Origin of the sequence: Sporosarcina sp. ACRSL (assembly GCF_022346605.1) — a bacterium.
In the GTDB taxonomy this organism is placed as follows: Bacteria; Bacillota; Bacilli; order Bacillales_A; family Planococcaceae; genus Sporosarcina.
In genome coordinates this window covers 159,413-182,725 of sequence record NZ_JAKRNT010000002.1, presented here as the reverse complement: position 1 = coordinate 182,725, position 23,313 = coordinate 159,413, and the positions used below count along the sequence as shown (strand labels likewise).

The window sequence follows — 23,313 nt, the reverse complement described above, 5'->3', positions numbered from 1 at the left end:
AGATAAGAGGGAGGTAGGCTCCTTGATAGATGTAAACAATTTTGAGTATATGAAAATCGGCCTTGCTTCACCGGATAAAATTCGTTCTTGGTCCTACGGTGAAGTGAAAAAACCCGAAACGATCAACTATCGTACATTAAAGCCAGAGAAGGACGGTCTGTTCTGTGAACGGATCTTCGGACCTACAAAAGACTGGGAATGCCACTGCGGTAAATATAAACGCGTTCGTTACAAAGGCGTCGTCTGTGATCGATGCGGCGTTGAAGTGACACGACAAAAAGTTCGCCGTGAACGTATGGGGCATATTGAGCTTGCAGCACCGGTTACACATATTTGGTACTTCAAAGGAATCCCAAGCAGAATGGGCCTTATTCTAGATATGACGCCACGTGCGCTCGAAGAAATCATTTATTTCGCATCTTATGTTGTCATCGACCCAGCGGATACACCACTTGAACGGAAACAATTGCTTTCCGAGAAGGAATTCAGGCTATACCGTGAAAAATACGGTTCCAAATTCCAAGCGCTCATGGGTGCTGAAGCGATCGAGCAGCTTCTAATGGCAATCGATCTTGATAAAGAAACGGAAATGCTGAAGGAAGAGTTGAAGACTGTACAAGGTCAACGTCGTACTCGTGCGATCAGACGCTTGGAAGTCGTCGAATCTTTCCGTAACTCAGGAAACCGCCCAGAATGGATGGTTCTTGAAGTGTTGCCGGTCATCCCTCCAGAATTGCGTCCGATGGTACAGCTGGACGGCGGCCGTTTTGCAACTTCCGATTTGAATGATCTTTACCGGAGAGTCATTAACCGTAACAACCGGTTGAAACGTCTACTTGACCTTGGCGCACCTGGCATCATCGTGCAGAACGAAAAACGGATGCTGCAAGAAGCTGTCGATGCACTCGTCGACAACGGAAGACGCGGACGTCCGGTAACAGGACCAGGAAATCGTCCGTTGAAATCCCTCTCCCATATGTTGAAAGGGAAGCAAGGTCGCTTCCGTCAAAACTTATTGGGTAAACGGGTCGATTATTCAGGCCGTTCGGTAATCGTCGTAGGTCCTAACTTGAAAATGTATCAATGTGGTCTTCCGAAGGAAATGGCTATCGAACTGTTCAAGCCTTTCGTTATGAAGGAATTAGTCGAACGCGGACTTGCCCACAACATTAAGAGTGCGAAACGTAAAATTGAACGTTTGCATTCTGAAGTTTGGGATGTCCTTGAAGATGTCATTAAAGAGCACCCGGTCTTACTGAACCGCGCTCCTACCCTTCACAGACTTGGGATTCAGGCATTCGAACCGATGTTGGTGGAAGGCCGTGCCATTCAGCTTCATCCACTCGTCTGTACGGCATACAACGCCGACTTTGACGGAGACCAAATGGCTGTTCACGTTCCGCTTTCTGCAGAGGCTCAAGCTGAAGCGCGTTTGCTAATGCTTGCTGCGCAAAATATCTTGAACCCGAAAGATGGAAAACCGGTCGTAACCCCATCTCAAGACATGGTATTAGGTAACTATTACCTTACATTGGAGCGAGCAGGGTCAATCGGTGAAGGATCGATTTTCAGCAATACGAACGAGGCTTTGATTGCATATCAAACAGGCCACGTCCATCTGCATACGAGAATTGCCATCCAAGCGGGGTCGTTGAACAACCCGACATTTACAGAAGAGCAGAACCGTAAACTTTTATTGACGACGGTCGGGAAGTTAATTTTCAATGAAATTCTTCCAGAATCATTCCCGTACATCAATGAACCGACGAATCACAATTTACAAGTTGAAACGCCGGATAAATATTTCATCGATGGCACAGTCAATGTAAAAGAGCATATTCAAAATGCGGAGATCGTTCTTCCGTTCCGTAAAAAAATCCTCGGAAACATCATCGCGGAAATCTTCAAGAGATTCCATATTACGGAAACTTCGAGAATGTTGGACCGGATGAAAAACCTAGGATTCAAATATTCTACTCGCGCAGGAATCACAGTTGGTATTTCCGACATCGTCGTATTGCCGAATAAAGACGAAATCCTGCAAGAGGCTCAAGATAAAGTAGATAAAGTGACGCAGCAATTCCGCCGTGGTCTTATTACGGAAGAAGAGCGTTATGACCGTGTCATTTCCTACTGGAGTAACGCGAAGGACATTATCCAGGATAAACTGATGGACTCTCTTGAAAATACAAACCCTATTTACATGATGAGTGACTCAGGAGCCCGTGGTAACGCGTCTAACTTTACACAGCTCGCGGGAATGCGGGGATTGATGGCCAACCCGGCTGGTCGTATCATCGAGTTGCCGATCAAGTCATCATTCCGTGAAGGATTGACTGTACTCGAGTACTTTATTTCCACGCATGGTGCTCGTAAAGGTCTTGCGGATACAGCGTTGAAAACTGCTGACTCCGGTTACTTGACTCGCCGTCTCGTTGACGTAGCACAAGACGTCATCGTTCGGGAAGATGATTGTGGAACGGACAGAGGCTTGCGCATCACCGCGCTTACGGAAGGTACGGAAATCATCGAAACGTTGGAAGAGCGTATTGAAGGTCGCCATACGAAGAAGACGATCCGTCATCCGGAAACTGGCGAAGTGATTGTACCGAAAGATGGCCTGATCACTGCCGATCTTGCAAATACGATCATCAAGGCAGGCATCGAATCAGTTACAATTCGCTCAGCGTTCACATGTAACACGAAACATGGTATTTGTAAGAAATGTTACGGCATCAACCTTGCAACAGGCGAAGCGGTTGAAGTCGGCGAAGCAGTGGGTATTATCGCTGCGCAATCGATCGGTGAGCCTGGTACACAGCTTACGATGCGTACATTCCATACAGGTGGGGTTGCCGGGGATGACATCACATCCGGTCTTCCGCGTATCCAAGAGATTTTCGAAGCCCGTAATCCGAAAGGGCAAGCAGTCATTTCCGAAATCAAAGGTGAGGTCATCGAGATTGACGAAATCCGAGAAGGTCAGAAGGAAATTACGATTCAAGGGGAAGTCGAGACACGCAAGTATCTCGCGCCATATAATGCCCGCTTGAAAGTGCAGATCGGCGATTCGATCGACCGTGGAGACCATATTACAGAAGGTTCCATCGATCCGAAAGAATTGATCATCGTCAAAGACGTTGCGACTGTACAAGAATACCTTCTTAAAGAAGTTCAGAAAGTATACCGTATGCAAGGTGTTGAAATCGGAGATAAGCACGTTGAAGTAATGGTTCGCCAAATGCTTCGCAAAGTGCGTGTCATCGAAGCAGGGGACACGGATCTTCTTCCGGGCTCATTGCTCGATATCCACCAATTCTCTGAAGCGAACGCAGAAGTATTGAAGAACGGAAAAGTTCCGGCAACATCTCGTCCGGTCATTCTCGGTATTACAAAAGCTTCACTTGAAACGGAATCGTTCCTTTCTGCGGCGTCCTTCCAAGAGACGACTCGTGTCTTGACTGATGCAGCAATCAAAGGAAAAACAGATGAATTGCTCGGATTGAAAGAGAACGTCATCATCGGAAAACTTGTTCCGGCTGGAACGGGTATGCAACGTTATCGTCAAATTCAAATGGAACATGATGAAGAGGCGACGACAGCAGCTAGTGTTGAATAAGTAGTGGTGGGGAGAGAAAAATCCTCTCCCCATTTTCTATTTATTGTTGACAGGCTTCTTTGCAAATGGTAATATACAAAAGGTTGATAGTTGAATGTCTGTACTTTGGAGGATGCAACAATGTCTTATGAAAAAGTCGAGCAGGCAAAGAAGACAATCATCGGTACAAAGCAAACAGTGAAAGCGATAAAGTCAGGCGTAGTGAAGGAAGTCGTCATCGCAAAAGATGCCGAAGGGAAGCTGATTGACCCGGTAATCGGGGAAGCAGCGATTCACGGCATTGAAGTGAGTTATGTTGATTCGAGGGAAAAGCTCGGTCAGGCATGCGGCATTCAAGTCGGTGCGTCCGTCGTCGCCATTACTGTATGATGGTTTTTGTGTGATTAAACACACAAAGACTTTGTTTTTACCCCAAAAATGAACCACCTGGATGTGTGGTCTTACAAAAAAAGCACAGTGAAAGGAGGAAATCCGATGCCTACAATTAACCAATTGGTCCGCAAACCTCGTAAATCGAAATCGGACACTTCCAAGGCACCAGCACTCGGAAAAAGCTATAACAGCTTCAAAAAGTCGATGACAAATGTCAACTCGCCACAAAAAAGAGGTGTTTGTACTCGTGTGGGTACAATGACTCCGAAGAAACCGAACTCGGCTCTTCGTAAATATGCGCGTGTTCGTTTGACAAACACTTTGGAAGTGAACGCATATATCCCTGGTGAAGGTCACAACCTTCAAGAGCACAGCGTTGTTCTTATCCGCGGAGGACGTGTAAAAGACTTACCGGGTGTTCGTTACCACATCGTACGTGGAGCGCTTGATACTGCTGGAGTTACTGGCCGTATGCAAAGCCGTTCACAATACGGTGCGAAAAGACCTAAAGAAAAGAAAAACTAATAACGGAATGATTATTTCGAAAGGAGGAAAACAATATGCCTCGTAAAGGTCCTGTTGCAAAACGTGACGTATTGCCAGATCCGATTTACAATTCGAAGCTTGTTACTCGTCTTATCAACAAAATGATGGTGGACGGTAAAAAAGGTACATCTCAAAATATCCTCTATGGTGCGTTTGAACTTGTGAAAGAACGTTCAGGTAAAGACCCTATAGAAGTATTTGAAGCAGCATTGAACAATGTTATGCCAGTTCTTGAAGTACGTGCTCGCCGTGTCGGTGGTGCGAACTACCAAGTTCCGGTCGAAGTTCGTCCTGAACGCCGTACAACTCTCGGATTGCGTTACCTAGTGAACTACTCTCGCTCACGTGGTGAGAAAACGATGGAAGAGCGTCTTGCGAATGAAATCCTTGATGCTTCCAACAACACTGGTGCATCCGTGAAACGCCGTGAAGAAATGCATAAGATGGCAGAAGCGAACAAAGCATTCGCTCACTATCGCTGGTAAAATCGGCCAGTTTATTGACACCTTAATCCGAAACGGAAGGAGATATACAAAATGGCTAGAGAGTTCTCCTTAGAGAATACTCGTAACATTGGTATCATGGCTCACATCGACGCCGGTAAGACGACAACGACGGAGCGGATCCTTTTTTACACAGGTAAGATCCATAAGATTGGTGAAACGCACGAAGGGGCTTCCCAAATGGACTGGATGGAGCAAGAACAAGAACGTGGAATCACGATCACTTCTGCTGCGACAACAGCTGCATGGAAAGGCCACCGCGTAAACATCATCGATACTCCAGGACACGTAGACTTCACTGTTGAAGTTGAACGTTCACTTCGTGTATTGGATGGTGCCGTAACAGTTCTTGACGCTCAATCAGGCGTTGAACCACAAACGGAAACAGTTTGGCGCCAAGCGACAAACTACAAAGTTCCACGTCTTGTTTTCGTTAACAAGATGGACAAAACGGGTGCGGATTTCCTTTATTCCGTAAGCACTCTTCACGATCGTCTACAAGCGAACGCTCACCCGATCCAACTTCCGATTGGTGCTGAAGATACGTTCAGCGGAATTATCGATCTAGTTGAGATGAAAGCGACTCTATACGGTAACGACCTAGGAACGGATGTTACAGTTGAAGATATCCCCGAAGAGTACCGTGAGAAAGCTGAAGAGTACCGTGAGAAATTGATCGAAGCAATCGTAGATTTCGATGAAGACCTCATGGAGAAATACCTCGGCGGCGAAGAGCTTACAGTCGAAGAAATCAAAACAGCAATCCGTAAAGCTACACTAGCGGTAGAATTTTACCCAGTGGTTTGCGGTACTGCTTTCAAAAACAAAGGTGTTCAATTAGTTCTCGACGCTGTCGTAGACTACTTGCCATCACCGATCGATATCCCGGCAATGACGGGTGTCAATCCGGATACAGAAGAAGAAGAAGAGCGTCATTCCAGCGACGAAGAGCCATTCTCTGCTCTAGCGTTCAAAGTTATGACTGACCCTTATGTTGGTAAGCTTACATTCTTCCGTGTGTATTCAGGAGTCCTTCAATCAGGTTCATATGTCTTGAACTCTACAAAAGGTAAGCGTGAGCGTGTAGGACGTATCCTACAAATGCATGCGAACTCCCGTGAAGAAATCTCTGAAGTACATTCAGGAGAAATTGCAGCGGCAGTCGGTTTGAAAGATACTGGAACAGGTGATACGCTTTGTGACGACAAAGCACCAATCATTCTTGAGTCCATGGAATTCCCAGAACCGGTTATCTCTGTAGCAATTGAACCTAAGACAAAAGGCGACCAAGACAAGATGGGTACGGCTCTTGCGAAACTTCAAGAAGAAGACCCGACTTTCCGTGCGCATACAGACCAAGAAACAGGCGAAGTCATCATCGCTGGTATGGGTGAACTTCACCTTGATATCATCGTTGACCGTTTACGCCGCGAGTTCAAGGTTGAAGCAAACGTTGGAGCACCACAAGTTTCTTACCGTGAAACGTTCCGTACTGCTGCGGAAGTTGAAGGTAAGTTCGTCCGCCAATCAGGTGGTCGTGGTCAATACGGTCACGTTTGGATCGAGTTCTCGCCAAACGAAGAAGGAAAAGGTTTCGAATTCGAAAACGCTGTCGTCGGTGGAGTTGTTCCTCGTGAATATATCGGATCCGTTGAAGCGGGTGTTCGTGACTCCCTGAATAATGGTGTTCTTGCAGGTTATCCGTTGATCGACGTAAAAGCACGTCTATTCGATGGTTCTTACCATGACGTCGACTCCAACGAGATGGCGTTCAAGATTGCTGCTTCCATGGCACTAAAAAATGCAGCTGCAAAATGTAACCCTGTTCTTCTTGAGCCGATGATGAAAGTTGAAGTCATCATTCCTGAAGAGTACATGGGCGACATCATGGGTGATATTACATCACGCCGTGGTCGCGTAGAAGGTATGGAAGCTCGCGGTAACGCTCAAGTTGTCCGTGCAATGGTTCCACTTGCAGAAATGTTCGGTTACGCAACTTCACTTCGTTCGAATACACAAGGTCGTGGAGTATTCTCGATGGTATTCGATCACTACGAAGATGTTCCGAAATCAATTGCAGAAGAAGTTATCAAGAAAAATAAAGGTGAATAATTCAATTTCATCCTTGTTTCCATCATTGATTGCTTGTAAGATATGGTTAGTTGGAGGGAATTCTTTCTCCAGCTTCCATGCTTATAAAAAATAAAACTTTCATATTTTTAAGGAGGAATTCCACAATGGGTAAAGAGAAATTCGATCGCTCCAAGGAGCATGCTAACGTTGGTACAATCGGTCACGTTGACCATGGTAAAACAACTTTGACTGCTGCAATCGCAACAGTTCTTTCAAAAAGAATGGGTGGAGAAGCGAAATCTTACGCTGACGTAGATAACGCTCCAGAAGAAAAAGAGCGTGGAATCACAATCAATACTTCACACATCGAGTATGAAACTGACAAGCGTCACTACGCACACGTTGACTGCCCAGGTCACGCTGACTACGTTAAAAACATGATCACTGGTGCAGCTCAAATGGACGGCGGAATCCTAGTTGTTTCTGCAGCTGACGGCCCAATGCCACAAACTCGTGAGCACATCCTTCTTTCTCGTCAAGTAGGTGTTCCTTACCTAGTTGTATTCATGAACAAATGTGACATGGTTGACGACGAAGAGCTTCTTGAGCTTGTTGAAATGGAAATCCGTGACCTTCTTTCTGAGTATGAGTTCCCTGGCGACGACATTCCTGTCATTAAAGGTTCAGCTCTTAAAGCACTTGAAGGTGAGCCTGAGTGGGAAGAGAAAATCGTTGAGCTTATGAACGCTGTTGACGAGTACATCCCAACACCACCACGTGACACTGACAAGCCGTTCATGATGCCAGTTGAGGACGTATTCTCAATCACAGGCCGTGGTACAGTTGCTACAGGACGTGTTGAGCGTGGACAAGTTAAAGTTGGTGACGTTGTTGACATCATCGGTTTGACTGAAGAGCCAAAATCAACTACTGTAACAGGTGTTGAAATGTTCCGTAAGCTTCTTGACTATGCAGAAGCTGGAGACAACATCGGTGCACTTCTTCGTGGGGTAGCTCGTGAAGACATCGAACGTGGTCAAGTACTTGCTAAACCAGGTACAATCACACCACACACTAGATTCAAATCAGAAGTTTATGTTCTTTCAAAAGAAGAGGGTGGACGTCACACTCCATTCTTCTCTAACTACCGCCCACAGTTCTACTTCCGTACAACTGACGTAACTGGAATCATCTCTCTTCCAGAAGGCGTAGAAATGGTTATGCCTGGCGACAACGTTGAAATGACAGTTGAACTAATCGCTCCAATCGCGATTGAAGAAGGTACTAAATTCTCAATCCGTGAAGGTGGACGTACAGTAGGCGCTGGCGTTGTAGCAACAATCGAAAAGTAATCACTTTAAAATCCCGCACTTGTGCGGGATTTTTTGATGGTCAAAGGCATTTGGCGCGATCGGATCATAACTGAAGTTGATGAATGGATTGAAGCCGCGGTATATAGTATAGACACATTAAAGAGAACTGCTGGCTGCGCGTCCAAAGCAAGTCGTCGCGCGTCCAAAGAGAGGTGCTGCGCGTCTAATGTGAGCCGTCCTGCGCCCAAAGACAGCCGTATCGCGCTCAAAGTGAGTCATTCCGCGCCCAAAGACAGCCGTATCGCGCTCAATGTGAGTCATTCCACGCCCAAAGACAACCGTTTCGCGCTTAAAGTAAGTCATATCGCGCTCAAACCGATCCGTCCCACGCTCAAAACAAGCGATCTCATCGAATCTTCTTTGCTACTTTTTGTATTTCTAAATAACAAAATGAACTCACCCTACTGCTCTATTAAAAACCGCAAAAGTTCGCAAAAATCTTATGAATTTACTATAGGCTACATAGATTAGCTCCTCATATTACGCGGTTTAACGCAGTTCGTAAAAACCAAGCTATTTTTCATGTAAATTGCATCTTTATAGTTGAAATATGAGTAGCACCCTATTATAATTAAAAAGTCGATAAAAGAATTTCGCCAAAAGGGTTGCGGGATTCTTTTTCCTTGTGTATAATGTTGAATGTTGGTCTTTGACTGCGATGAAGCGGGAGGTTGCCGACACACCCGGCCGCTTTGCCATGGCATGTGTGTGGGAAATTTCCGTGGAGAATGTCTAGAAAATAGGCGAGAAGGAGGGAAAGTAATGGCAAAACAGAAGATTCGTATTCGTTTAAAAGCATATGATCACAGAATTCTTGATCAGTCAGCTGAAAAAATCGTAGAAACAGCAAAACGTTCAGGTGCAAGCGTATCAGGTCCGATACCTCTTCCAACTGAAAGATCTGTTTATACAATTCTTCGTGCGGTACATAAGTACAAAGATTCGCGCGAGCAGTTCGAAATGCGTACGCATAAACGTCTTATCGATATCGTCAATCCGACACCACAAACTGTCGATGCATTGATGAAACTCGATCTACCATCTGGCGTTGACATTGAAATCAAACTTTAATCGATAAAATAAAACTTATTAATTCAGGAGGTGTGACAAATGACCAAAGGAATCTTAGGGAGAAAAGTCGGCATGACGCAAATTTTTGCTGAAAACGGCGATCTCATTCCAGTAACTGTGATTGAAGCTGCTCCAAACGTTGTTCTTCAAAAGAAGACAACTGAAACAGACGGCTACGAAGCAATCCAGCTTGGATTCGACGACAAACGTGAGAAGCTTGCAAACAAACCTGAAAAAGGACACGTTGCAAAAGCTGAAACGGCACCTAAGCGCTTCATTCGCGAATTCCGCGGAGTAGACGTAGCTGGGTACGAAGTTGGTCAGGAAGTCAAAGTCGATACATTCGCAGAAGGCGATATCGTCGACATTACAGGAGTATCAAAAGGTAAAGGGTTCCAAGGTGTTATTAAACGCCACGGATTCTCACGCGGACCAATGAGTCACGGTTCCCGTTTCCACCGTGCGCCAGGTTCACTAGGTGCGGTTGACGGACAACGCGTATTCAAAGGTAAAAAATTGCCAGGACGTACTGGTGGAGACACTGTTACGATCCAAAACCTTGAAATCGTACGAGTTGACGCTGAGCGTAACTTGTTGCTAGTAAAAGGTAATGTTCCAGGAGCACGCAAATCACTTATCACAGTGAAAAGCGCAATCAAAGGGAACTAATTCTTAAAGGAAGGAGGAAACAAAAATGCCTAAAGTATCCGTACTAAGTCAGACAGGTTCTTCAGTTGGCGACATCGAATTGAACGAAGCAATCTTCGGTATCGAGCCAAATGAAGCTGTTCTATTCGAAGCATTGGTTCAACAACGCGCTTCATTGCGTCAAGGGAACCACAAAGTAAAAACTCGCGCGGAAGTTGCTGGTGGTGGTCGCAAACCATGGCGCCAAAAAGGAACAGGCCGTGCTCGTCAAGGGTCGATCCGTTCACCACAATGGCGTGGAGGCGGTATCGTATTCGGTCCGACTCAAAGAAGTTACAGCTACAAACTTCCTAAGAAAGTTCGTCGTTTGGCACTTCTTTCAGCGCTTTCTACGAAAGTACGCGATGAAGAAATCATCGTATTGGATGGTCTTACATTCGACGCTCCAAAAACAAAAGAATTCACAAAGGTCCTTAACGATCTGTCAATCGATAAAAAAGCATTGTTCGTAACAGCTGACCTTGATGAAGCAGTGGCATTGTCCGCTCGTAACATCCCTGGAATCAGCGTCGTTACAGCAAACGGCATCAACGTGCTTGACCTTGTCGCTCATGACAAACTCGTCATCACTAAAGATGCAGTTCAAAAAATTGAGGAGGTGCTTGGTTAATGGAAGCACGTGATGTACTAAAACGTCCGGTCATTACCGAGCGTTCTTCAGAACAAATGGAATATAAAAAGTACACTTTCGAAGTTGATACACGCGCTAACAAAACGCATGTAAAGCAAGCTATCGAAGAAATCTTCGGAGTGAAAGTGGAAAAAGTCAACGTACAGAACTACAAAGGTAAGTTCAAACGTATGGGTAAACATGCTGGTTACACAAACAAACGCCGAAAAGCGATCGTAACTTTGACTGCTGATTCAAAAGACATCGAACTATTCGAAATGTAATTGACTCGTAAATAAACGAAGGAGGGAACACAAATGGCGATTAAGAAATATAAACCTACCTCCAACGGACGTCGTAACATGACTTCTTCAGACTTCTCTGCTATTACAACAGATAAGCCAGAAAAATCATTGCTTGAACCACTTAAGCGTAAAGGCGGACGTAACAACCAAGGTAGGATGACTGTTCGTCACCAAGGTGGAGGCCATAAGCGCCAATACCGTGTCATCGACTTCCAACGTCGGAAAGATGGCATTCCAGGACGCGTTGCTACGATCGAATACGATCCAAACCGTTCTGCAAACATTGCCCTAATCAACTATGCTGATGGGGAAAAACGTTACATCCTTGCTCCAAAAGGATTGGAAGTAGGCATGACAGTCATGTCAGGTCCAGAAGCGGATATCAAAGTTGGGAACTCACTTCCACTTGAAAATATCCCAATGGGTTCTACTATCCACAACATCGAATTGAAACCAGGTAAAGGCGGTCAGCTAGTTCGTTCTGCAGGTACATCTGCACAACTTCTAGGACGTGAAGGCAAATATGTCATCATCCGTCTACAATCCGGTGAAGTTCGTATGGTTCTTGCTACATGCCGTGCAACAATCGGTCAAGTCGGTAACGAACAACATGAATTGATCAACATCGGTAAAGCAGGTCGTTCACGCTGGATGGGCAAACGTCCAACAGTTCGCGGATCTGTCATGAACCCTAACGATCACCCACACGGTGGTGGTGAAGGACGTACACCAATCGGCCGTCCGAGCCCAGTTACACCTTGGGGTAAACCAGCTCTTGGTTACAAAACTCGTAAGAAAAACAACAAATCCGACAAACTTATCGTTCGTCGCCGTAAAAAATAATGTGATGACGCTGCGGTTCGGTGAGTGGACCGTAGTACAATCATCACGGGAGGAGGTTTTTCCATGGGCCGCAGCTTGAAAAAAGGACCTTTTGCAGATGAACATCTAATGAAAAAGGTTGATGCACAAAAAGATGCACAAAAGAAGCAGGTTATTAAAACTTGGTCACGCCGTTCCACAATCTTCCCATCCTTCATCGGATTGACGATTGCTGTATATGACGGTCGCAAACACGTACCTGTTTACGTGACTGAAGATATGGTTGGTCACAAACTTGGCGAATTCGTACCTACGCGCACATACAAAGGTCATGGCGCTGACGATAAGAAAACAAGACGTTAATTGAGAGGAGGTTAATCTGATGCAACAAGCAAAGGCTACTGCCCGTACAGTCCGTATTGCTCCTCGCAAAGTCCGTTTGGTCGTTGATCTTATCCGGGGCAAGAAAATCGGTGAAGCTGTCGCAATTCTACGCCTGACGCCAAAAGCGGCATCTCCGGTTGTAGAAAAAGTATTACAATCAGCAATTGCAAACGCTGAGCATAACTATGAAATGGATGTTGAGAACTTGGTTGTCAGCGAAGTATTCGTTGATGAAGGTCCAACAATGAAACGTTTCCGTCCACGTGCACAAGGTCGTGCAAGTGCGATCAACAAACGTACTAGCCACATTACAGTAGTGGTATCCGAAAAGAAGGAGGGGTAATTCGTGGGTCAAAAAGTACATCCTAATGGTTTGCGGGTTGGCATCATTCGTGATTGGGATTCGAAATGGTATGCAGAAAAAGACTATGCGAATCTTCTACACGAAGACTTGAAAATCCGTGAATACATCGAAAAACGCCTAATTGACGCTGCAGTTTCCAAAGTGGAAATCGAGCGTGCTGCAAAGCGTGTTAATATTACAATTCACACTGCGAAGCCGGGTATGGTGATCGGTAAAGGCGGTTCCGAAGTTGAAGCACTTCGTAAATCGTTGAACGATCTTACTGGCAAGCGTGTACACATCAATATCGTAGAAATCAAACGTGCTGATCTTGACGCGAAATTGGTTGCAGAATCAATCGCTCGTCAATTGGAAAGCCGTGTATCATTCCGTCGTGCTCAAAAACAAGCAATCCAACGCACAATCCGTGCTGGCGCGAAAGGAATCAAAACTCAAGTGTCCGGACGTCTTGGCGGTGCTGACATCGCTCGTGCGGAACATTACAGTGAAGGTACTGTTCCTCTTCATACACTACGTGCAGACATCGACTATGCACACGCAGAAGCTGACACAACTTATGGTAAGCTCGGCGTAAAAGTATGGATCTACCGGGGAGAAGTCCTTCCAGTGAAGAAGAACTCTGAGGAAGGAGGCAACTAATATGTTAATGCCTAAACGCGTTAAATATCGTCGTGTATTCCGTGGAAAAATGCGCGGAACAACTAAAGGCGGAGCATCTGTGCAATTCGGCGAATTCGGCCTGCAAGCAACTGAATCAGGTTGGATCACGAACCGTCAAATCGAATCAGCTCGTATCGCAATGACACGTTACATGAAACGTGGCGGTAAAGTCTGGATCAACATCTTCCCTCACAAGCCATATACGAAAAAGCCTCTTGAAGTCCGGATGGGTTCCGGTAAAGGTGCTGTAGAAGGCTGGGTAGCAGTAGTAAAACCAGGCCGTGTAATGTTTGAAATCGCAGGTGTGTCCGAAGAGGTAGCTCGTGAAGCACTTCGTCTCGCATCTCACAAACTGCCCGTTAAGAGCAAGTTTGTAAAACGTGAAGAAATTGGTGGTGAATCTAATGAAAGCTAAAGAAATCCGTGACTTAACAACTGCAGAAATCGAGCAAAAAGTGAAATCACTGAAAGAAGAGCTTTTCAACCTTCGCTTCCAATTAGCGACAGGACAATTAGAAAACACTGCACGCATCCGTGAAGTTCGCAAATCGATTGCGCGCATGAAAACTGTAATACGTCAAAGAGAGATCAGTGCAAATAACTGATGAAGGAGGTTGCAGCCATGACTGAGCGTAACCAGCGCAAAGTGTATACAGGCCGTGTCGTATCCGACAAAATGGATAAAACGGTTACCGTAATGGTAGAGACACATAAAAAGCACTCTTTATACGGTAAACGTGTAAAGTATTCGAAGAAATTCAAGGCCCACGACGAATTGAATGAAGCGAAAATCGGCGATGTTGTTCGCATTATGGAAACACGTCCACTTTCAGCAACAAAGCGTTTCCGCCTCGTTGAAGTAGTCGAAAAAGCGGTCATCATCTAATATCGTTCGGAAAGTAAATTCCGAGAGGAGGTAGCCTCAATGATTCAACAAGAAAGCCGTATGAAAGTTGCCGATAACTCAGGTGCACGTGAAGTTCTAACAATTAAAGTACTCGGTGGAACAGGCCGTAAAACTGCAAATATCGGTGACGTTGTTGTTGTAACAGTGAAAAAAGCAACACCTGGTGGCGTTGTCAAGAAAGGCGACGTTGTCAAAGCAGTTATCGTCCGCACGAAAAGCGGAGTGCGTCGTAAAGATGGCTCCTACATTACGTTCGACGAAAACGCATGTGTTATCATCCGTGATGACAAGAGCCCACGTGGAACACGTATTTTCGGACCAGTTGCACGCGAATTGCGCGATAACAACTTCATGAAAATCATTTCACTAGCTCCAGAAGTTCTTTAATCACATGACAGTGCCAATCAAGGAGGTGCGATGAAATGCACGTTAAAAAAGGCGATAAAGTTATGGTCATCACCGGAAAAGACAAAGGTAAGACCGGAGTAATCTTAGCTGCTTTCCCTAAGAAGGATCGCGTGCTTGTAGAAGGCGTCAATATTGTTAAGAAACATACAAAGCCAAACCAAGCAAATCCTCAAGGTGGAATCGTCAGCCAAGAGGCAGCTATCCATGTATCCAACGTCATGCCAATCGATCCTAAGACAGGCGAGCCAACTCGCGTAGGATACAAAATCGAAGATGGCAAAAAGATTCGTATTGCTAAAAAATCCGGTGAAGCACTGGACAAATGAGTAATAGATGAAAGGAGGTCCAACTGATGAGCCGATTAAAAGAGAAATTTTCGAAAGAAATCACACCTGCTCTCATGAGCAAGTTTGAATATACTTCAGTAATGCAAGTACCAAAAGTAGAGAAAATCGTCATCAATATGGGTGTTGGTGATGCTGTTCAAAACTCCAAAGCACTTGATGCAGCGGTAGAAGATCTATCAATTATTTCTGGTCAAAAACCAGTTGTAACAAAAGCGAAAAAGTCAATCGCTGGATTCCGTCTTCGTGAAGGAATGCCGATCGGAGCGAAAGTCACACTACGCGGCGAGCGTATGTATGAATTCCTGGACAAGCTGATCTCAATTTCACTTCCACGTGTTCGTGACTTCCGAGGTGTTTCGAAAAAAGCTTTCGACGGTCGCGGTAACTATACACTCGGCGTGAAAGAACAGCTAATTTTCCCTGAAATTGACTACGACAAAGTATCTAAAGTACGAGGAATGGATATCGTCATCGTTACGACTGCTAACTCCGATGAAGAAGCACGTGAGTTGTTAACGCAGTTCGGCATGCCGTTCCAAAAGTAAACTAAAGGGAGGCGAAAACGTGGCTAAGAAATCAATGGTCGTTAAACAGAAACGTACGCCGAAGTTCAAAGTTCAAGAATATACACGTTGCGAGCGCTGTGGTCGTCCGCACTCCGTATATCGTAAATTTAAACTTTGCCGTATTTGTTTCCGAGAACTTGCATATAAGGGACAAATTCCTGGCGTTAAAAAAGCTAGTTGGTAATCCCCTAACTTGGGAAGGAGGTTAATGGAATGACAATGAGTGATCCGATTGCAGATATGCTTACACGCATCCGTAACGCGAACATGGTTCGCCACGAGAAGCTTGAGGTACCTGCTTCAAACATGAAAAGAGAAATCGCTGAAATCTTGAAGCGTGAAGGTTTCGTCCGCGATGTTGAATATGTGGAAGATAGCAAACAAGGCATTATCCGCATTTTCCTTAAATATGGTCAAAACAATGAGCGTGTTATCACTGGTCTTAAACGTATCTCAAAACCTGGTCTTCGTGTTTACGCAAAAACAAATGAAGTTCCTAAAGTTTTGAATGGCCTTGGTATCGCCCTTGTATCCACGTCAAATGGTCTCCTTACAGATAAGGAAGCTCGTGCAAAACAAGTAGGCGGAGAAGTCGTAGCTTACGTTTGGTAATCCGTAACAATTGAATGGAGGTGCAATAGGATGTCCCGAATTGGTAAACGTCCAATCGAGGTTCCTGAAAACGTGACAGTTACGATCGCTGATAATAACGTTGTCACTGTTAAAGGCCCGAAAGGCGAACTTACAAATACATTTAATGCTGATATTAAAATCGAGCAAGAAGGCAATGTCATCACTTTGACTCGTCCTTCTGAATCTAAAGAACACCGCTCCATCCACGGAACAACTCGTTCCCTTTTGGATAACATGGTAACTGGTGTATCTAAAGGTTTTGAACGTACACTTGAACTTGTTGGGGTTGGGTACCGTGCTCAGCTTCAAGGCAAGAAACTTGTATTGAACGTAGGATACTCCCACCCGGTTGAATTCACACCGGAAGAAGGAGTCGAAGTTGAAGTTCCTGCTAATACGAAAATTATCGTTCGCGGTATTAATAAAGAGCGCGTCGGTGCTCTAGCGTCGAACATTCGCAAAGTGCGTCCACCAGAACCGTACAAAGGTAAAGGTATTAAGTACGAAGGCGAACAAATCCGTCGTAAAGAAGGAAAAACAGGTAAATAATGCCGCGTAAAGGCATTCGGAAGGAGTGACCACGATGATCACGAAACAAGATAAGAACGCTGTCCGCAAAAAACGTCATGCACGTGTTCGTACGAAAATCAGCGGATCTCCAGCGCGTCCACGCTTGAATGTTTATCGTTCAAACAAACATATCTATGCACAACTAATCGACGATGTGAATGGCGTTACGATTGCTAGTGCTTCCACTATGGATAAAGGGTTCGAATTGGACTCAAAGGCGAATGCCGAAGCAGCAGCTAAAGTCGGCGAGTTGATCGCGAAGAAAGCCGTTGAAAAGGATGTCAAATCGGTTGTTTTCGACCGTGGCGGATACCTATTCCACGGCCGTGTGAAAGCTCTTGCTGACGCAGCACGCGAAAATGGACTGGAATTTTAATTAAGAAGGAGGGACATATTTCATGCGTCGTAATGATCAGAATAGAAGTGAATTCGAAGAACGCGTAGTAACGATCAACCGCGTAGCGAAAGTGGTAAAGGGTGGACGTCGTTTCCGCTTCACAGCACTTGTCGTTGTCGGTGATAAAAACGGTCGCGTCGGTTTCGGAACTGGGAAAGCGCAAGAAGTTCCTGATGCAATCCGTAAAGCAATCGAAGATGCGAAGAAGAACTTGATCGAAGTGCCAATGGTTAAAGGAACAACTCCACACGAAATTATTGGACGTTTCGGTGCAGGTCAGATCCTTATCAAACCGGCAGCACCTGGTACAGGAGTTATCGCCGGAGGACCTGTCCGTGCGGTACTTGAACTTGCAGGAATCACGGATATCCTTTCAAAATCCTTAGGATCAAGCACGCCGATCAACATGGTACGTGCAACAGTTGAAGGGTTGAAGAATTTGAAACGCGCTGAAGAAGTTGCTAAATTGCGCGGCAAATCCGTAGAAGAACTGTTAGGTTAAGGGGGGAAACACAATGGCAAAGAAACTTGAAATCACCCTTACGAAAAGTGTAATCGGCGCGAAGCCGGCACAACGTAAAACAGTTGAAGCTCTCGGTCTGCGTAAGTTGAATCAGACGGTTGAACATCAAGACAACGTAGCGATTCGTGGCATGATCAGCAAGGTTAGCCACCTAGTCACTGTTAAAGAACAATAATGCACATTTTCGAAATAAGGAGGTGCCGATAAGATGAAATTACACGATATGAAACCAGCCGAAGGCGCACGTAAAGCACGTAAACGCATTGGTCGTGGAATCGGTTCCGGTACAGGTAAAACTTCCGGTAAAGGTCATAAAGGTCAAAACGCTCGTTCTGGCGGCGGTGTACGTCTTGGATTCGAGGGTGGTCAAATTCCACTTTTCCAACGTCTTCCGAAGCGTGGATTCACGAACATCAATCGTAAAGAATATGCAATCGTGAACTTGGACGTCCTAAACCGTTTTGATGAAGGTACTGAAGTTACGCCTGAATTGCTAATTGAAACTGGAATCGTGAGCAATGAAAAATCAGGAATTAAGATTCTTGGAAATGGGACTCTTGAGAAAAAGATTACTGTCAAAGCTCATAAATTCTCAGCTTCTGCTAAAGAGGCAATCGAGAAAGCGGGCGGGCAAGCAGAGGTGATTTAATGTTTCAGACAATCTCCAACTTTATGCGCGTTAGAGATATCAGGTCTAAAATCATTTTCACACTAGCAGTGCTCATCGTATTCAGACTCGGAGCATTTATCCCTGTCCCGAACGTTGATGCAACAGCTTTGCAACAATCAAACAACCAATTCATCGGATTTCTAAACGTATTCGGCGGTGGCGCACTTGAGCAGTTCTCCATTTTCGCAATGGGAATTATGCCGTACATTACCGCTTCCATCATCGTGCAATTATTGCAGATGGATGTCGTTCCGAAATTCGCTGAATGGGCAAAGCAAGGGGACGTCGGAAGACGGAAGCTTGCACAATTCACAAGATACTTCACAGTCGTCCTCGCGTTTATCCAAGCGATCGCTATGTCATTCGGCTTTAACCAAATGTTTGGCGGCACGCTCATTTTAGACGAAGGAATTTCCACATATGTGATGATTGCGATTGTCTTGACTGCCGGTACTTCATTCCTGCTATGGCTTGGTGAGCAGATCACTGCAAAAGGAGTCGGTAATGGAATTTCCATTATCATCTTCGCAGGTATCGTTGCAGCCATTCCAAGCGCAGTGAACCAACTCTATGCAACACAAATTCAAGATGCGGGAGACGCTTTGTTCATTCGTATTGCTACGATGGCATTATTGTTGATCGTCATTATTGCGGTCATCGTTGGAGTTGTTTACGTACAGGAAGCACTCCGTAAAATTCCTATTCAGTACGCAAAACGTATGACAGGCCGTGGACAGACTACGGCTGGACAACAAACGCACTTGCCGTTGAAATTGAATGCTGCTGGAGTTATCCCGGTTATCTTTGCTGTGGCATTCTTCATTACTCCACAACAATTAGCAGCCTTTTTCGGAGACAACAGTGTAACAAGAGTCATTACGAGGATCTTTGATTACAACGAACCAGTCGGAATGATTCTATATGTCGCACTCATTCTCGCCTTCACTTATTTCTACGCATTCATTCAAGTGAATCCGGAGAATATGGCGGATAATCTGAAAAAGCAAGGCGCGTATATCCCGGGCATTCGTCCAGGACAAAACACGCAAAACTATTTAACGAGCACTTTGTACAGATTGACATTCGTCGGTTCGATTTTCCTTGCCGTCGTTGCAATCATGCCGATTTTCTTCATCAATTTTGCGAACCTTCCACAGTCCGCACAAATTGGAGGAACGAGCTTGCTGATCGTCGTAGGGGTTGCCCTTGAAACGATGAAACAACTCGAATCACAACTTGTGAAAAGGCATTACAAAGGGTTTATGAAATAATATTCCTAATAGGTGAGTTCACTTTGAACCCCTGTTTCGAATAACGATGGAGGGCACGACGTATGAATATCGTATTAATGGGTCTGCCAGGTGCCGGAAAAGGTACGCAAGCAGATAAAATTGTCGAAAAGTACGAAATCCCTCATATTTCTACAGGCGATATGTTCCGTGCTGCAATTGCAGAAGGCACGGAACTTGGAGTCAAAGCAAAGTCGTTCATGGATCAAGGTGCTCTTGTCCCTGATGAAGTGACAATTGGCATCGTTCGTGAACGATTAAGCAAATCCGATTGTGATAAAGGATTCCTGCTAGATGGTTTTCCACGCACAGTTCCTCAAGCAGAGGCATTAGATGCACTGCTTTTGGATATGGGCAGGAAGATTGAGCATGTTCTCAACATCAAAGTTGAAAAAGATGAACTTATCGCAAGATTGACCGGTCGCAGAATCTGTAAAGTATGCGGCACATCCTACCACTTGCAATTCAATCCGCCAAAGGTTGAAGGCAAATGTGATAAGGATGGCGGGGAACTTTATCAGCGAGCGGATGACAATCCGGAAACTGTCACGAACCGTCTGGAAGTAAATATGAATCAAACAGCACCGCTCTTGGCGTTTTATAATGACAAAGGCGTGTTGACGAACATAAATGGGCAACAGAACATCAATGATGTTTTCAAAGATCTGGACGCTATCTTACAAGAGAGTGCCCAGTGATCCTTTCCGGACGCAATTCATGCACGCCATATTGTGGGCAGCATCGCACTGTTGCACGGAAAGAGCGTATGATTAACGAGCTGCAAAAGCATATGGTGCCCGGTATAGGAACTGGTGATAATCCATTGGCGGCACTGTTTTGGGACGTCGTAAATGCAAATGCCTGCCGAGGTGGGTATAATGTAAAGGATGTCCGAAACTCTGTGGCAAGGATGGAACGCACCAACGACAATCCTGTCGTTTGTGTCTTTTCCGATGCGATTTTCCACAACAAAAGTCGGGGACTGACTAACGGGAAACGAAGTGTGACAGACGTCTTTCGAACATCACTCATGCAATCCGGACATATGTTGAAGGAAGCTTAAACTTGACTCAGCTAGGTCAGTCATTACATTTAGTGTCAGGATCAAAGCCGGTTTATAACTAAAATCAGAGGTATTCCAAATGCACGCTGATCCAAGTTAAGCCTCCGGTGGATGTCACGGATTTTGTAAGGAGTCAATTGCGTGTGCGCAATTCAAAATCCGGACGCAATTACGCCAAGGCGTAATTGATTTGGGACTGCTGCCGCTCGATGGTTAAGACCTTTATTGGATATAGAAGGGAGACAGGATTGATGGCGAAGGACGACGTAATTGAAGTTGAAGGTACCGTAGTCGAAACGTTGCCGAACGCAATGTTCAAGGTGGAATTGGAAAATGGTCATACGATTCTTGCACATGTATCAGGCAAGATCCGCATGCACTTTATCCGAATCCTGCCTGGCGACAAAGTGACGATGGAACTCTCACCTTATGATTTGACACGCGGTCGTATCACATACCGTTTCAAATGAAACTTTTGCAACTCCGGAATATTGAAGGAGGTTGGGTAAGATGAAAGTAAGGCCATCTGTAAAACCGATCTGCGAAAAATGTAAAGTTATTCGCAGACGCGGCCGAGTAATGGTAATCTGTGAAAATCCAAAACATAAACAAAGACAAGGCTAATACAAAGGGAGGTGCACAATCTATATGGCACGTATTGCTGGAGTAGACGTACCGCGCGATAAGCGCGTAGTCATTTCATTGACATACATTTTTGGAATTGGTAAAACAACTGCACAAAAGATCCTAGCAGACGCTGGTATTTCTGAAGACACTCGGGTTCGTGATCTTACTGATGCAGAGCTTGATAAAATCCGTGAGCAAATCGACAGCTTGAAAGTTGAAGGGGACCTTCGTCGTGAAACTTCCCTCAACATCAAACGTTTGATGGAAATCGGTAGTTTCCGTGGAATCCGTCACCGTCGTGGATTGCCTGTTCGTGGTCAAAACACGAAAAACAACGCTCGTACACGTAAAGGTCCTAAACGGACTGTCGCTAACAAGAAGAAATAATAAGTAAAGGAGGTTTTTCGTAGACATGGCACGTAAACAACAAACTCGTAAACGTCGCGTGAAAAAGAATATTGAAACTGGTATTGCACATATCCGTTCGACGTTCAACAATACAATCGTAACGATCACTGATAGTCATGGGAATGCCCTTTCTTGGTCCAGTGCAGGTGCACTAGGATTCAGAGGTTCCCGTAAATCGACTCCGTTTGCTGCTCAAATGGCTGCTGAAACAGCTGCTAAAGCTGCGATGGAACACGGCTTAAAATCTTTGGAAGTTACTGTTAAAGGACCAGGTGCTGGACGTGAAGCGGCAATCCGTTCACTACAAGCTGCAGGTCTTGAAGTAACTGCAATCAGAGACGTAACACCGGTACCGCATAACGGATGCCGCCCACCAAAACGTCGTCGTGTATAATGGTTTGTTTTCCAATTGATTGAAATGCACAATTTTTGGTAAAACTAAATTGTGTGATTGCATTTTGATTTTCTTTTTGATAATCGATTTCAATATGGAACGGCCTATATACTAGACGTTTGAAGGAGGGTAAATGAATGATCGAGATTGAAAAACCGAAGATTGAAACAGTTATGATCAGCGAAGATTCCAAGTTCGGTAAATTTATTATTGAACCTTTGGAGCGTGGATATGGAAACACTTTAGGGAATTCCTTGCGCCGCGTGCTTCTTTCCTCATTGCCAGGAGCTGCCGTGACATCTATCCAGATCGACGGAGTTCTTCATGAATTCTCTACAATTGAAGGTGTCGTTGAAGACGTTGCAACAATTATTTTGAATGTGAAGAAACTTGCTCTCAAAATCTATTCAGATGACGAGAAAGTGATTGAAATAGATGTAAAAGGCGAAGGGATCGTCACTGCCGCGGATATTACCCATGACAGTGATGTTGAAGTGCTGAATCCAGATCTTCAAATCGCTACACTAGGCAAGAATGGTCATTTGCGTATGCGGATGTATGCTGTTCGTGGCCGTGGGTATGCGCCTTCCGATCAAAACAAACGTGAGGATCTTGCGATTGGTGTAATTCCGATCGACTCTATTTACACTCCAGTTTCACGCGTCAATTTCCAAGTCGAGAATACTCGTGTAGGTCAAAGTACCAACTTTGATAAGTTGACGTTTGACATTTGGACAGATGGTAGCATCGGTCCGAAAGAAGCTGTTTCGCTCGGAGCAAAAATCCTGACGGAGCATCTGAATATCTTTGTCGGCATGACTGACGAAGCACAAGCTGCAGAAATCATGGTGGAAAAAGAAGAAGACCAGAAAGAAAAAGTGCTTGAGATGACTATCGAAGAGCTTGATCTATCTGTTCGCTCTTATAACTGCCTGAAACGTGCAGGCATCAATACAGTTCTTGAGCTTGCGAATAAGACTGAGGACGAAATGATGAAAGTGCGAAATCTTGGCCGTAAATCACTTGAAGAAGTGAAGGCGAAATTGGACGAGTTGAACCTCGGTTTACGCTCGGAAGACTAATCAACTAGATTGAAGGAGG

General features: G+C 45.0%; 36 protein-coding genes. All 36 read left to right on the top strand.

The features are described 5' to 3' along the window. The first annotated feature begins 22 nt into the window (after window positions 1–22). The 36 genes from rpoC (at window position 23) to MHZ92_RS03990 (ending at window position 23,294) form a co-directional block, all read left to right on the top strand. The gene (gene rpoC / locus MHZ92_RS04165; protein WP_304649562.1) at window positions 23–3,619 is read left to right on the top strand and encodes a DNA-directed RNA polymerase subunit beta'; all 3,597 of its coding nucleotides are present in this window, start codon (window positions 23–25) and stop codon (window positions 3,617–3,619) included. A 120-nt stretch (window positions 3,620–3,739) separates the two neighbouring features. Then, window positions 3,740–3,988 (top strand): ribosomal L7Ae/L30e/S12e/Gadd45 family protein, encoded by a 249-nt coding sequence (locus MHZ92_RS04160; protein WP_239430271.1) that lies wholly within the window; start codon window positions 3,740–3,742, stop codon window positions 3,986–3,988. Between the two features lie 105 nt (window positions 3,989–4,093). Next, window positions 4,094–4,516 (top strand): 30S ribosomal protein S12, encoded by a 423-nt coding sequence (rpsL, locus tag MHZ92_RS04155; protein WP_239430270.1) that lies wholly within the window; start codon window positions 4,094–4,096, stop codon window positions 4,514–4,516. Between the two features lie 35 nt (window positions 4,517–4,551). Further along, window positions 4,552–5,022 (top strand): 30S ribosomal protein S7, encoded by a 471-nt coding sequence (gene rpsG, locus MHZ92_RS04150; RefSeq protein ID WP_239430269.1) that lies wholly within the window; start codon window positions 4,552–4,554, stop codon window positions 5,020–5,022. Between the two features lie 51 nt (window positions 5,023–5,073). After that, window positions 5,074–7,152 (top strand): elongation factor G, encoded by a 2,079-nt coding sequence (gene fusA, locus MHZ92_RS04145; protein WP_239430268.1) that lies wholly within the window; start codon window positions 5,074–5,076, stop codon window positions 7,150–7,152. A gap of 125 nt (window positions 7,153–7,277) precedes the next feature. Further along, a complete protein-coding gene (tuf, locus tag MHZ92_RS04140; protein WP_239430267.1) occupies window positions 7,278–8,465 on the top strand; it encodes an elongation factor Tu in 1,188 nt (395 codons plus the stop codon). A gap of 36 nt (window positions 8,466–8,501) precedes the next feature. Beyond that, a complete protein-coding gene (locus MHZ92_RS04135) occupies window positions 8,502–8,957 on the top strand; it encodes a hypothetical protein (protein WP_239430266.1) in 456 nt (151 codons plus the stop codon). A 291-nt stretch (window positions 8,958–9,248) separates the two neighbouring features. Further along, a complete protein-coding gene (gene rpsJ, locus MHZ92_RS04130) occupies window positions 9,249–9,557 on the top strand; it encodes a 30S ribosomal protein S10 (protein WP_042478628.1) in 309 nt (102 codons plus the stop codon). Window positions 9,558–9,596: 39 nt separating this feature from the next. Continuing rightward, complete coding sequence (rplC, locus tag MHZ92_RS04125; protein WP_239430265.1) at window positions 9,597–10,226, top strand: 50S ribosomal protein L3; 630 nt, start codon at window positions 9,597–9,599, stop codon at window positions 10,224–10,226. Between the two features lie 25 nt (window positions 10,227–10,251). Beyond that, a complete protein-coding gene (rplD, locus tag MHZ92_RS04120; protein ID WP_239430264.1) occupies window positions 10,252–10,875 on the top strand; it encodes a 50S ribosomal protein L4 in 624 nt (207 codons plus the stop codon). Next, window positions 10,875–11,159, top strand: coding sequence for a 50S ribosomal protein L23 (gene rplW, locus MHZ92_RS04115; RefSeq protein WP_239430263.1), 285 nt, complete (start codon window positions 10,875–10,877; stop codon window positions 11,157–11,159). Before rplD ends, rplW begins: the two co-directional genes overlap by 1 nt. Window positions 11,160–11,192: 33 nt before the next feature. Continuing rightward, window positions 11,193–12,023: a 50S ribosomal protein L2 gene (rplB, locus tag MHZ92_RS04110; RefSeq protein ID WP_239430262.1), complete on the top strand. Its 831-nt coding sequence runs from the start codon at window positions 11,193–11,195 to the stop codon at window positions 12,021–12,023. A 63-nt stretch (window positions 12,024–12,086) separates the two neighbouring features. Then, window positions 12,087–12,365 (top strand): 30S ribosomal protein S19, encoded by a 279-nt coding sequence (gene rpsS / locus MHZ92_RS04105; protein ID WP_239430261.1) that lies wholly within the window; start codon window positions 12,087–12,089, stop codon window positions 12,363–12,365. A gap of 19 nt (window positions 12,366–12,384) precedes the next feature. Further along, the gene (gene rplV / locus MHZ92_RS04100) at window positions 12,385–12,729 is read left to right on the top strand and encodes a 50S ribosomal protein L22 (protein ID WP_147057452.1); all 345 of its coding nucleotides are present in this window, start codon (window positions 12,385–12,387) and stop codon (window positions 12,727–12,729) included. Between the two features lie 3 nt (window positions 12,730–12,732). Continuing rightward, window positions 12,733–13,389, top strand: a complete 657-nt coding sequence (gene rpsC, locus MHZ92_RS04095) for a 30S ribosomal protein S3 (protein WP_239430260.1) — start codon at window positions 12,733–12,735, stop codon at window positions 13,387–13,389. A gap of 1 nt (window position 13,390) precedes the next feature. Beyond that, entirely contained in the window at window positions 13,391–13,825 is a 435-nt protein-coding gene (gene rplP / locus MHZ92_RS04090; RefSeq protein ID WP_060203427.1) for a 50S ribosomal protein L16, read from the top strand. Beyond that, complete coding sequence (gene rpmC, locus MHZ92_RS04085) at window positions 13,815–14,015, top strand: 50S ribosomal protein L29 (RefSeq protein WP_009499049.1); 201 nt, start codon at window positions 13,815–13,817, stop codon at window positions 14,013–14,015. Before rplP ends, rpmC begins: the two co-directional genes overlap by 11 nt. Window positions 14,016–14,032: 17 nt before the next feature. Next, on the top strand, window positions 14,033–14,296 hold the full coding sequence (rpsQ, locus tag MHZ92_RS04080) for a 30S ribosomal protein S17 (RefSeq protein WP_239430259.1): 264 nt from the start codon (window positions 14,033–14,035) through the stop codon (window positions 14,294–14,296). 39 nt (window positions 14,297–14,335) lie between these two features. Then, window positions 14,336–14,704 (top strand): 50S ribosomal protein L14, encoded by a 369-nt coding sequence (rplN, locus tag MHZ92_RS04075; protein ID WP_239430258.1) that lies wholly within the window; start codon window positions 14,336–14,338, stop codon window positions 14,702–14,704. 35 nt (window positions 14,705–14,739) lie between these two features. Continuing rightward, on the top strand, window positions 14,740–15,051 hold the full coding sequence (gene rplX, locus MHZ92_RS04070) for a 50S ribosomal protein L24 (RefSeq protein WP_239430257.1): 312 nt from the start codon (window positions 14,740–14,742) through the stop codon (window positions 15,049–15,051). A gap of 26 nt (window positions 15,052–15,077) precedes the next feature. Further along, complete coding sequence (gene rplE / locus MHZ92_RS04065; protein WP_239430256.1) at window positions 15,078–15,617, top strand: 50S ribosomal protein L5; 540 nt, start codon at window positions 15,078–15,080, stop codon at window positions 15,615–15,617. A gap of 19 nt (window positions 15,618–15,636) precedes the next feature. After that, on the top strand, window positions 15,637–15,822 hold the full coding sequence (locus MHZ92_RS04060) for a type Z 30S ribosomal protein S14 (protein WP_042353164.1): 186 nt from the start codon (window positions 15,637–15,639) through the stop codon (window positions 15,820–15,822). A 29-nt stretch (window positions 15,823–15,851) separates the two neighbouring features. Beyond that, complete coding sequence (rpsH, locus tag MHZ92_RS04055) at window positions 15,852–16,250, top strand: 30S ribosomal protein S8 (RefSeq protein ID WP_060203437.1); 399 nt, start codon at window positions 15,852–15,854, stop codon at window positions 16,248–16,250. Window positions 16,251–16,280: 30 nt separating this feature from the next. Continuing rightward, window positions 16,281–16,820 carry a 50S ribosomal protein L6 gene (gene rplF / locus MHZ92_RS04050; protein WP_239430255.1) on the top strand — a complete coding sequence of 180 codons (540 nt, stop codon included), beginning with the start codon at window positions 16,281–16,283 and terminating at the stop codon, window positions 16,818–16,820. A gap of 34 nt (window positions 16,821–16,854) precedes the next feature. Continuing rightward, window positions 16,855–17,217, top strand: a complete 363-nt coding sequence (gene rplR / locus MHZ92_RS04045; protein ID WP_147057436.1) for a 50S ribosomal protein L18 — start codon at window positions 16,855–16,857, stop codon at window positions 17,215–17,217. A gap of 22 nt (window positions 17,218–17,239) precedes the next feature. After that, entirely contained in the window at window positions 17,240–17,740 is a 501-nt protein-coding gene (rpsE, locus tag MHZ92_RS04040) for a 30S ribosomal protein S5 (RefSeq protein WP_239430254.1), read from the top strand. Between the two features lie 13 nt (window positions 17,741–17,753). Next, the gene (rpmD, locus tag MHZ92_RS04035) at window positions 17,754–17,936 is read left to right on the top strand and encodes a 50S ribosomal protein L30 (RefSeq protein WP_239430253.1); all 183 of its coding nucleotides are present in this window, start codon (window positions 17,754–17,756) and stop codon (window positions 17,934–17,936) included. Window positions 17,937–17,969: 33 nt separating this feature from the next. Continuing rightward, the gene (gene rplO, locus MHZ92_RS04030) at window positions 17,970–18,410 is read left to right on the top strand and encodes a 50S ribosomal protein L15 (protein WP_060203448.1); all 441 of its coding nucleotides are present in this window, start codon (window positions 17,970–17,972) and stop codon (window positions 18,408–18,410) included. Beyond that, the gene (gene secY / locus MHZ92_RS04025; protein ID WP_239430252.1) at window positions 18,410–19,702 is read left to right on the top strand and encodes a preprotein translocase subunit SecY; all 1,293 of its coding nucleotides are present in this window, start codon (window positions 18,410–18,412) and stop codon (window positions 19,700–19,702) included. Before rplO ends, secY begins: the two co-directional genes overlap by 1 nt. A 62-nt stretch (window positions 19,703–19,764) precedes the next feature. Beyond that, complete coding sequence (locus tag MHZ92_RS04020) at window positions 19,765–20,418, top strand: adenylate kinase (RefSeq protein WP_239430251.1); 654 nt, start codon at window positions 19,765–19,767, stop codon at window positions 20,416–20,418. Then, the gene (locus MHZ92_RS04015; protein WP_239430250.1) at window positions 20,415–20,783 is read left to right on the top strand and encodes a hypothetical protein; all 369 of its coding nucleotides are present in this window, start codon (window positions 20,415–20,417) and stop codon (window positions 20,781–20,783) included. The genes MHZ92_RS04020 and MHZ92_RS04015 overlap by 4 nt, the downstream gene beginning before the upstream one ends. 251 nt (window positions 20,784–21,034) lie before the next feature. Further along, on the top strand, window positions 21,035–21,253 hold the full coding sequence (infA, locus tag MHZ92_RS04010) for a translation initiation factor IF-1 (protein ID WP_060203457.1): 219 nt from the start codon (window positions 21,035–21,037) through the stop codon (window positions 21,251–21,253). Between the two features lie 40 nt (window positions 21,254–21,293). Next, window positions 21,294–21,407, top strand: coding sequence for a 50S ribosomal protein L36 (gene rpmJ / locus MHZ92_RS04005; protein ID WP_076758849.1), 114 nt, complete (start codon window positions 21,294–21,296; stop codon window positions 21,405–21,407). 24 nt (window positions 21,408–21,431) lie between these two features. Further along, window positions 21,432–21,797 carry a 30S ribosomal protein S13 gene (gene rpsM / locus MHZ92_RS04000; protein WP_239430249.1) on the top strand — a complete coding sequence of 122 codons (366 nt, stop codon included), beginning with the start codon at window positions 21,432–21,434 and terminating at the stop codon, window positions 21,795–21,797. Between the two features lie 25 nt (window positions 21,798–21,822). After that, window positions 21,823–22,212 carry a 30S ribosomal protein S11 gene (rpsK, locus tag MHZ92_RS03995; protein ID WP_239430248.1) on the top strand — a complete coding sequence of 130 codons (390 nt, stop codon included), beginning with the start codon at window positions 21,823–21,825 and terminating at the stop codon, window positions 22,210–22,212. 137 nt (window positions 22,213–22,349) lie between these two features. Further along, window positions 22,350–23,294, top strand: a complete 945-nt coding sequence (locus MHZ92_RS03990; protein ID WP_239430247.1) for a DNA-directed RNA polymerase subunit alpha — start codon at window positions 22,350–22,352, stop codon at window positions 23,292–23,294. The last annotated feature ends 19 nt before the right edge of the window (window positions 23,295–23,313 follow it).

What these genes read in the sequence shown, in the direction of transcription:
- rpsJ (WP_042478628.1), top strand. Translation starts at nt 9,249, where the DNA reads ATGGCAAAACAGAAGATTCGTATTCGTTTAAAAGCATATGATCACAGA.
- MHZ92_RS03990 (WP_239430247.1), top strand. Translation starts at nt 22,350, where the DNA reads ATGATCGAGATTGAAAAACCGAAGATTGAAACAGTTATGATCAGCGAA.
- rplR (WP_147057436.1), top strand. Translation starts at nt 16,855, where the DNA reads ATGATCACGAAACAAGATAAGAACGCTGTCCGCAAAAAACGTCATGCA.
- secY (WP_239430252.1), top strand. Translation starts at nt 18,410, where the DNA reads ATGTTTCAGACAATCTCCAACTTTATGCGCGTTAGAGATATCAGGTCT.
- rpmD (WP_239430253.1), top strand. Translation starts at nt 17,754, where the DNA reads ATGGCAAAGAAACTTGAAATCACCCTTACGAAAAGTGTAATCGGCGCG.
- rplF (WP_239430255.1), top strand. Translation starts at nt 16,281, where the DNA reads ATGTCCCGAATTGGTAAACGTCCAATCGAGGTTCCTGAAAACGTGACA.
- rpsS (WP_239430261.1), top strand. Translation starts at nt 12,087, where the DNA reads ATGGGCCGCAGCTTGAAAAAAGGACCTTTTGCAGATGAACATCTAATG.
- rplX (WP_239430257.1), top strand. Translation starts at nt 14,740, where the DNA reads ATGCACGTTAAAAAAGGCGATAAAGTTATGGTCATCACCGGAAAAGAC.
- rpsQ (WP_239430259.1), top strand. Translation starts at nt 14,033, where the DNA reads ATGACTGAGCGTAACCAGCGCAAAGTGTATACAGGCCGTGTCGTATCC.
- fusA (WP_239430268.1), top strand. Translation starts at nt 5,074, where the DNA reads ATGGCTAGAGAGTTCTCCTTAGAGAATACTCGTAACATTGGTATCATG.
- rplE (WP_239430256.1), top strand. Translation starts at nt 15,078, where the DNA reads ATGAGCCGATTAAAAGAGAAATTTTCGAAAGAAATCACACCTGCTCTC.
- rplW (WP_239430263.1), top strand. Translation starts at nt 10,875, where the DNA reads ATGGAAGCACGTGATGTACTAAAACGTCCGGTCATTACCGAGCGTTCT.
- rpsM (WP_239430249.1), top strand. Translation starts at nt 21,432, where the DNA reads ATGGCACGTATTGCTGGAGTAGACGTACCGCGCGATAAGCGCGTAGTC.
- MHZ92_RS04020 (WP_239430251.1), top strand. Translation starts at nt 19,765, where the DNA reads ATGAATATCGTATTAATGGGTCTGCCAGGTGCCGGAAAAGGTACGCAA.
- rplC (WP_239430265.1), top strand. Translation starts at nt 9,597, where the DNA reads ATGACCAAAGGAATCTTAGGGAGAAAAGTCGGCATGACGCAAATTTTT.
- rpsG (WP_239430269.1), top strand. Translation starts at nt 4,552, where the DNA reads ATGCCTCGTAAAGGTCCTGTTGCAAAACGTGACGTATTGCCAGATCCG.
- rpmJ (WP_076758849.1), top strand. Translation starts at nt 21,294, where the DNA reads ATGAAAGTAAGGCCATCTGTAAAACCGATCTGCGAAAAATGTAAAGTT.
- rpsE (WP_239430254.1), top strand. Translation starts at nt 17,240, where the DNA reads ATGCGTCGTAATGATCAGAATAGAAGTGAATTCGAAGAACGCGTAGTA.
- rpsH (WP_060203437.1), top strand. Translation starts at nt 15,852, where the DNA reads ATGACAATGAGTGATCCGATTGCAGATATGCTTACACGCATCCGTAAC.
- MHZ92_RS04160 (WP_239430271.1), top strand. Translation starts at nt 3,740, where the DNA reads ATGTCTTATGAAAAAGTCGAGCAGGCAAAGAAGACAATCATCGGTACA.
- rplN (WP_239430258.1), top strand. Translation starts at nt 14,336, where the DNA reads ATGATTCAACAAGAAAGCCGTATGAAAGTTGCCGATAACTCAGGTGCA.
- rplD (WP_239430264.1), top strand. Translation starts at nt 10,252, where the DNA reads ATGCCTAAAGTATCCGTACTAAGTCAGACAGGTTCTTCAGTTGGCGAC.
- rpsK (WP_239430248.1), top strand. Translation starts at nt 21,823, where the DNA reads ATGGCACGTAAACAACAAACTCGTAAACGTCGCGTGAAAAAGAATATT.
- rplV (WP_147057452.1), top strand. Translation starts at nt 12,385, where the DNA reads ATGCAACAAGCAAAGGCTACTGCCCGTACAGTCCGTATTGCTCCTCGC.
- MHZ92_RS04135 (WP_239430266.1), top strand. Translation starts at nt 8,502, where the DNA reads ATGGTCAAAGGCATTTGGCGCGATCGGATCATAACTGAAGTTGATGAA.
- rpsL (WP_239430270.1), top strand. Translation starts at nt 4,094, where the DNA reads ATGCCTACAATTAACCAATTGGTCCGCAAACCTCGTAAATCGAAATCG.
- rplB (WP_239430262.1), top strand. Translation starts at nt 11,193, where the DNA reads ATGGCGATTAAGAAATATAAACCTACCTCCAACGGACGTCGTAACATG.
- rplP (WP_060203427.1), top strand. Translation starts at nt 13,391, where the DNA reads ATGTTAATGCCTAAACGCGTTAAATATCGTCGTGTATTCCGTGGAAAA.
- rplO (WP_060203448.1), top strand. Translation starts at nt 17,970, where the DNA reads ATGAAATTACACGATATGAAACCAGCCGAAGGCGCACGTAAAGCACGT.
- tuf (WP_239430267.1), top strand. Translation starts at nt 7,278, where the DNA reads ATGGGTAAAGAGAAATTCGATCGCTCCAAGGAGCATGCTAACGTTGGT.
- rpmC (WP_009499049.1), top strand. Translation starts at nt 13,815, where the DNA reads ATGAAAGCTAAAGAAATCCGTGACTTAACAACTGCAGAAATCGAGCAA.
- infA (WP_060203457.1), top strand. Translation starts at nt 21,035, where the DNA reads ATGGCGAAGGACGACGTAATTGAAGTTGAAGGTACCGTAGTCGAAACG.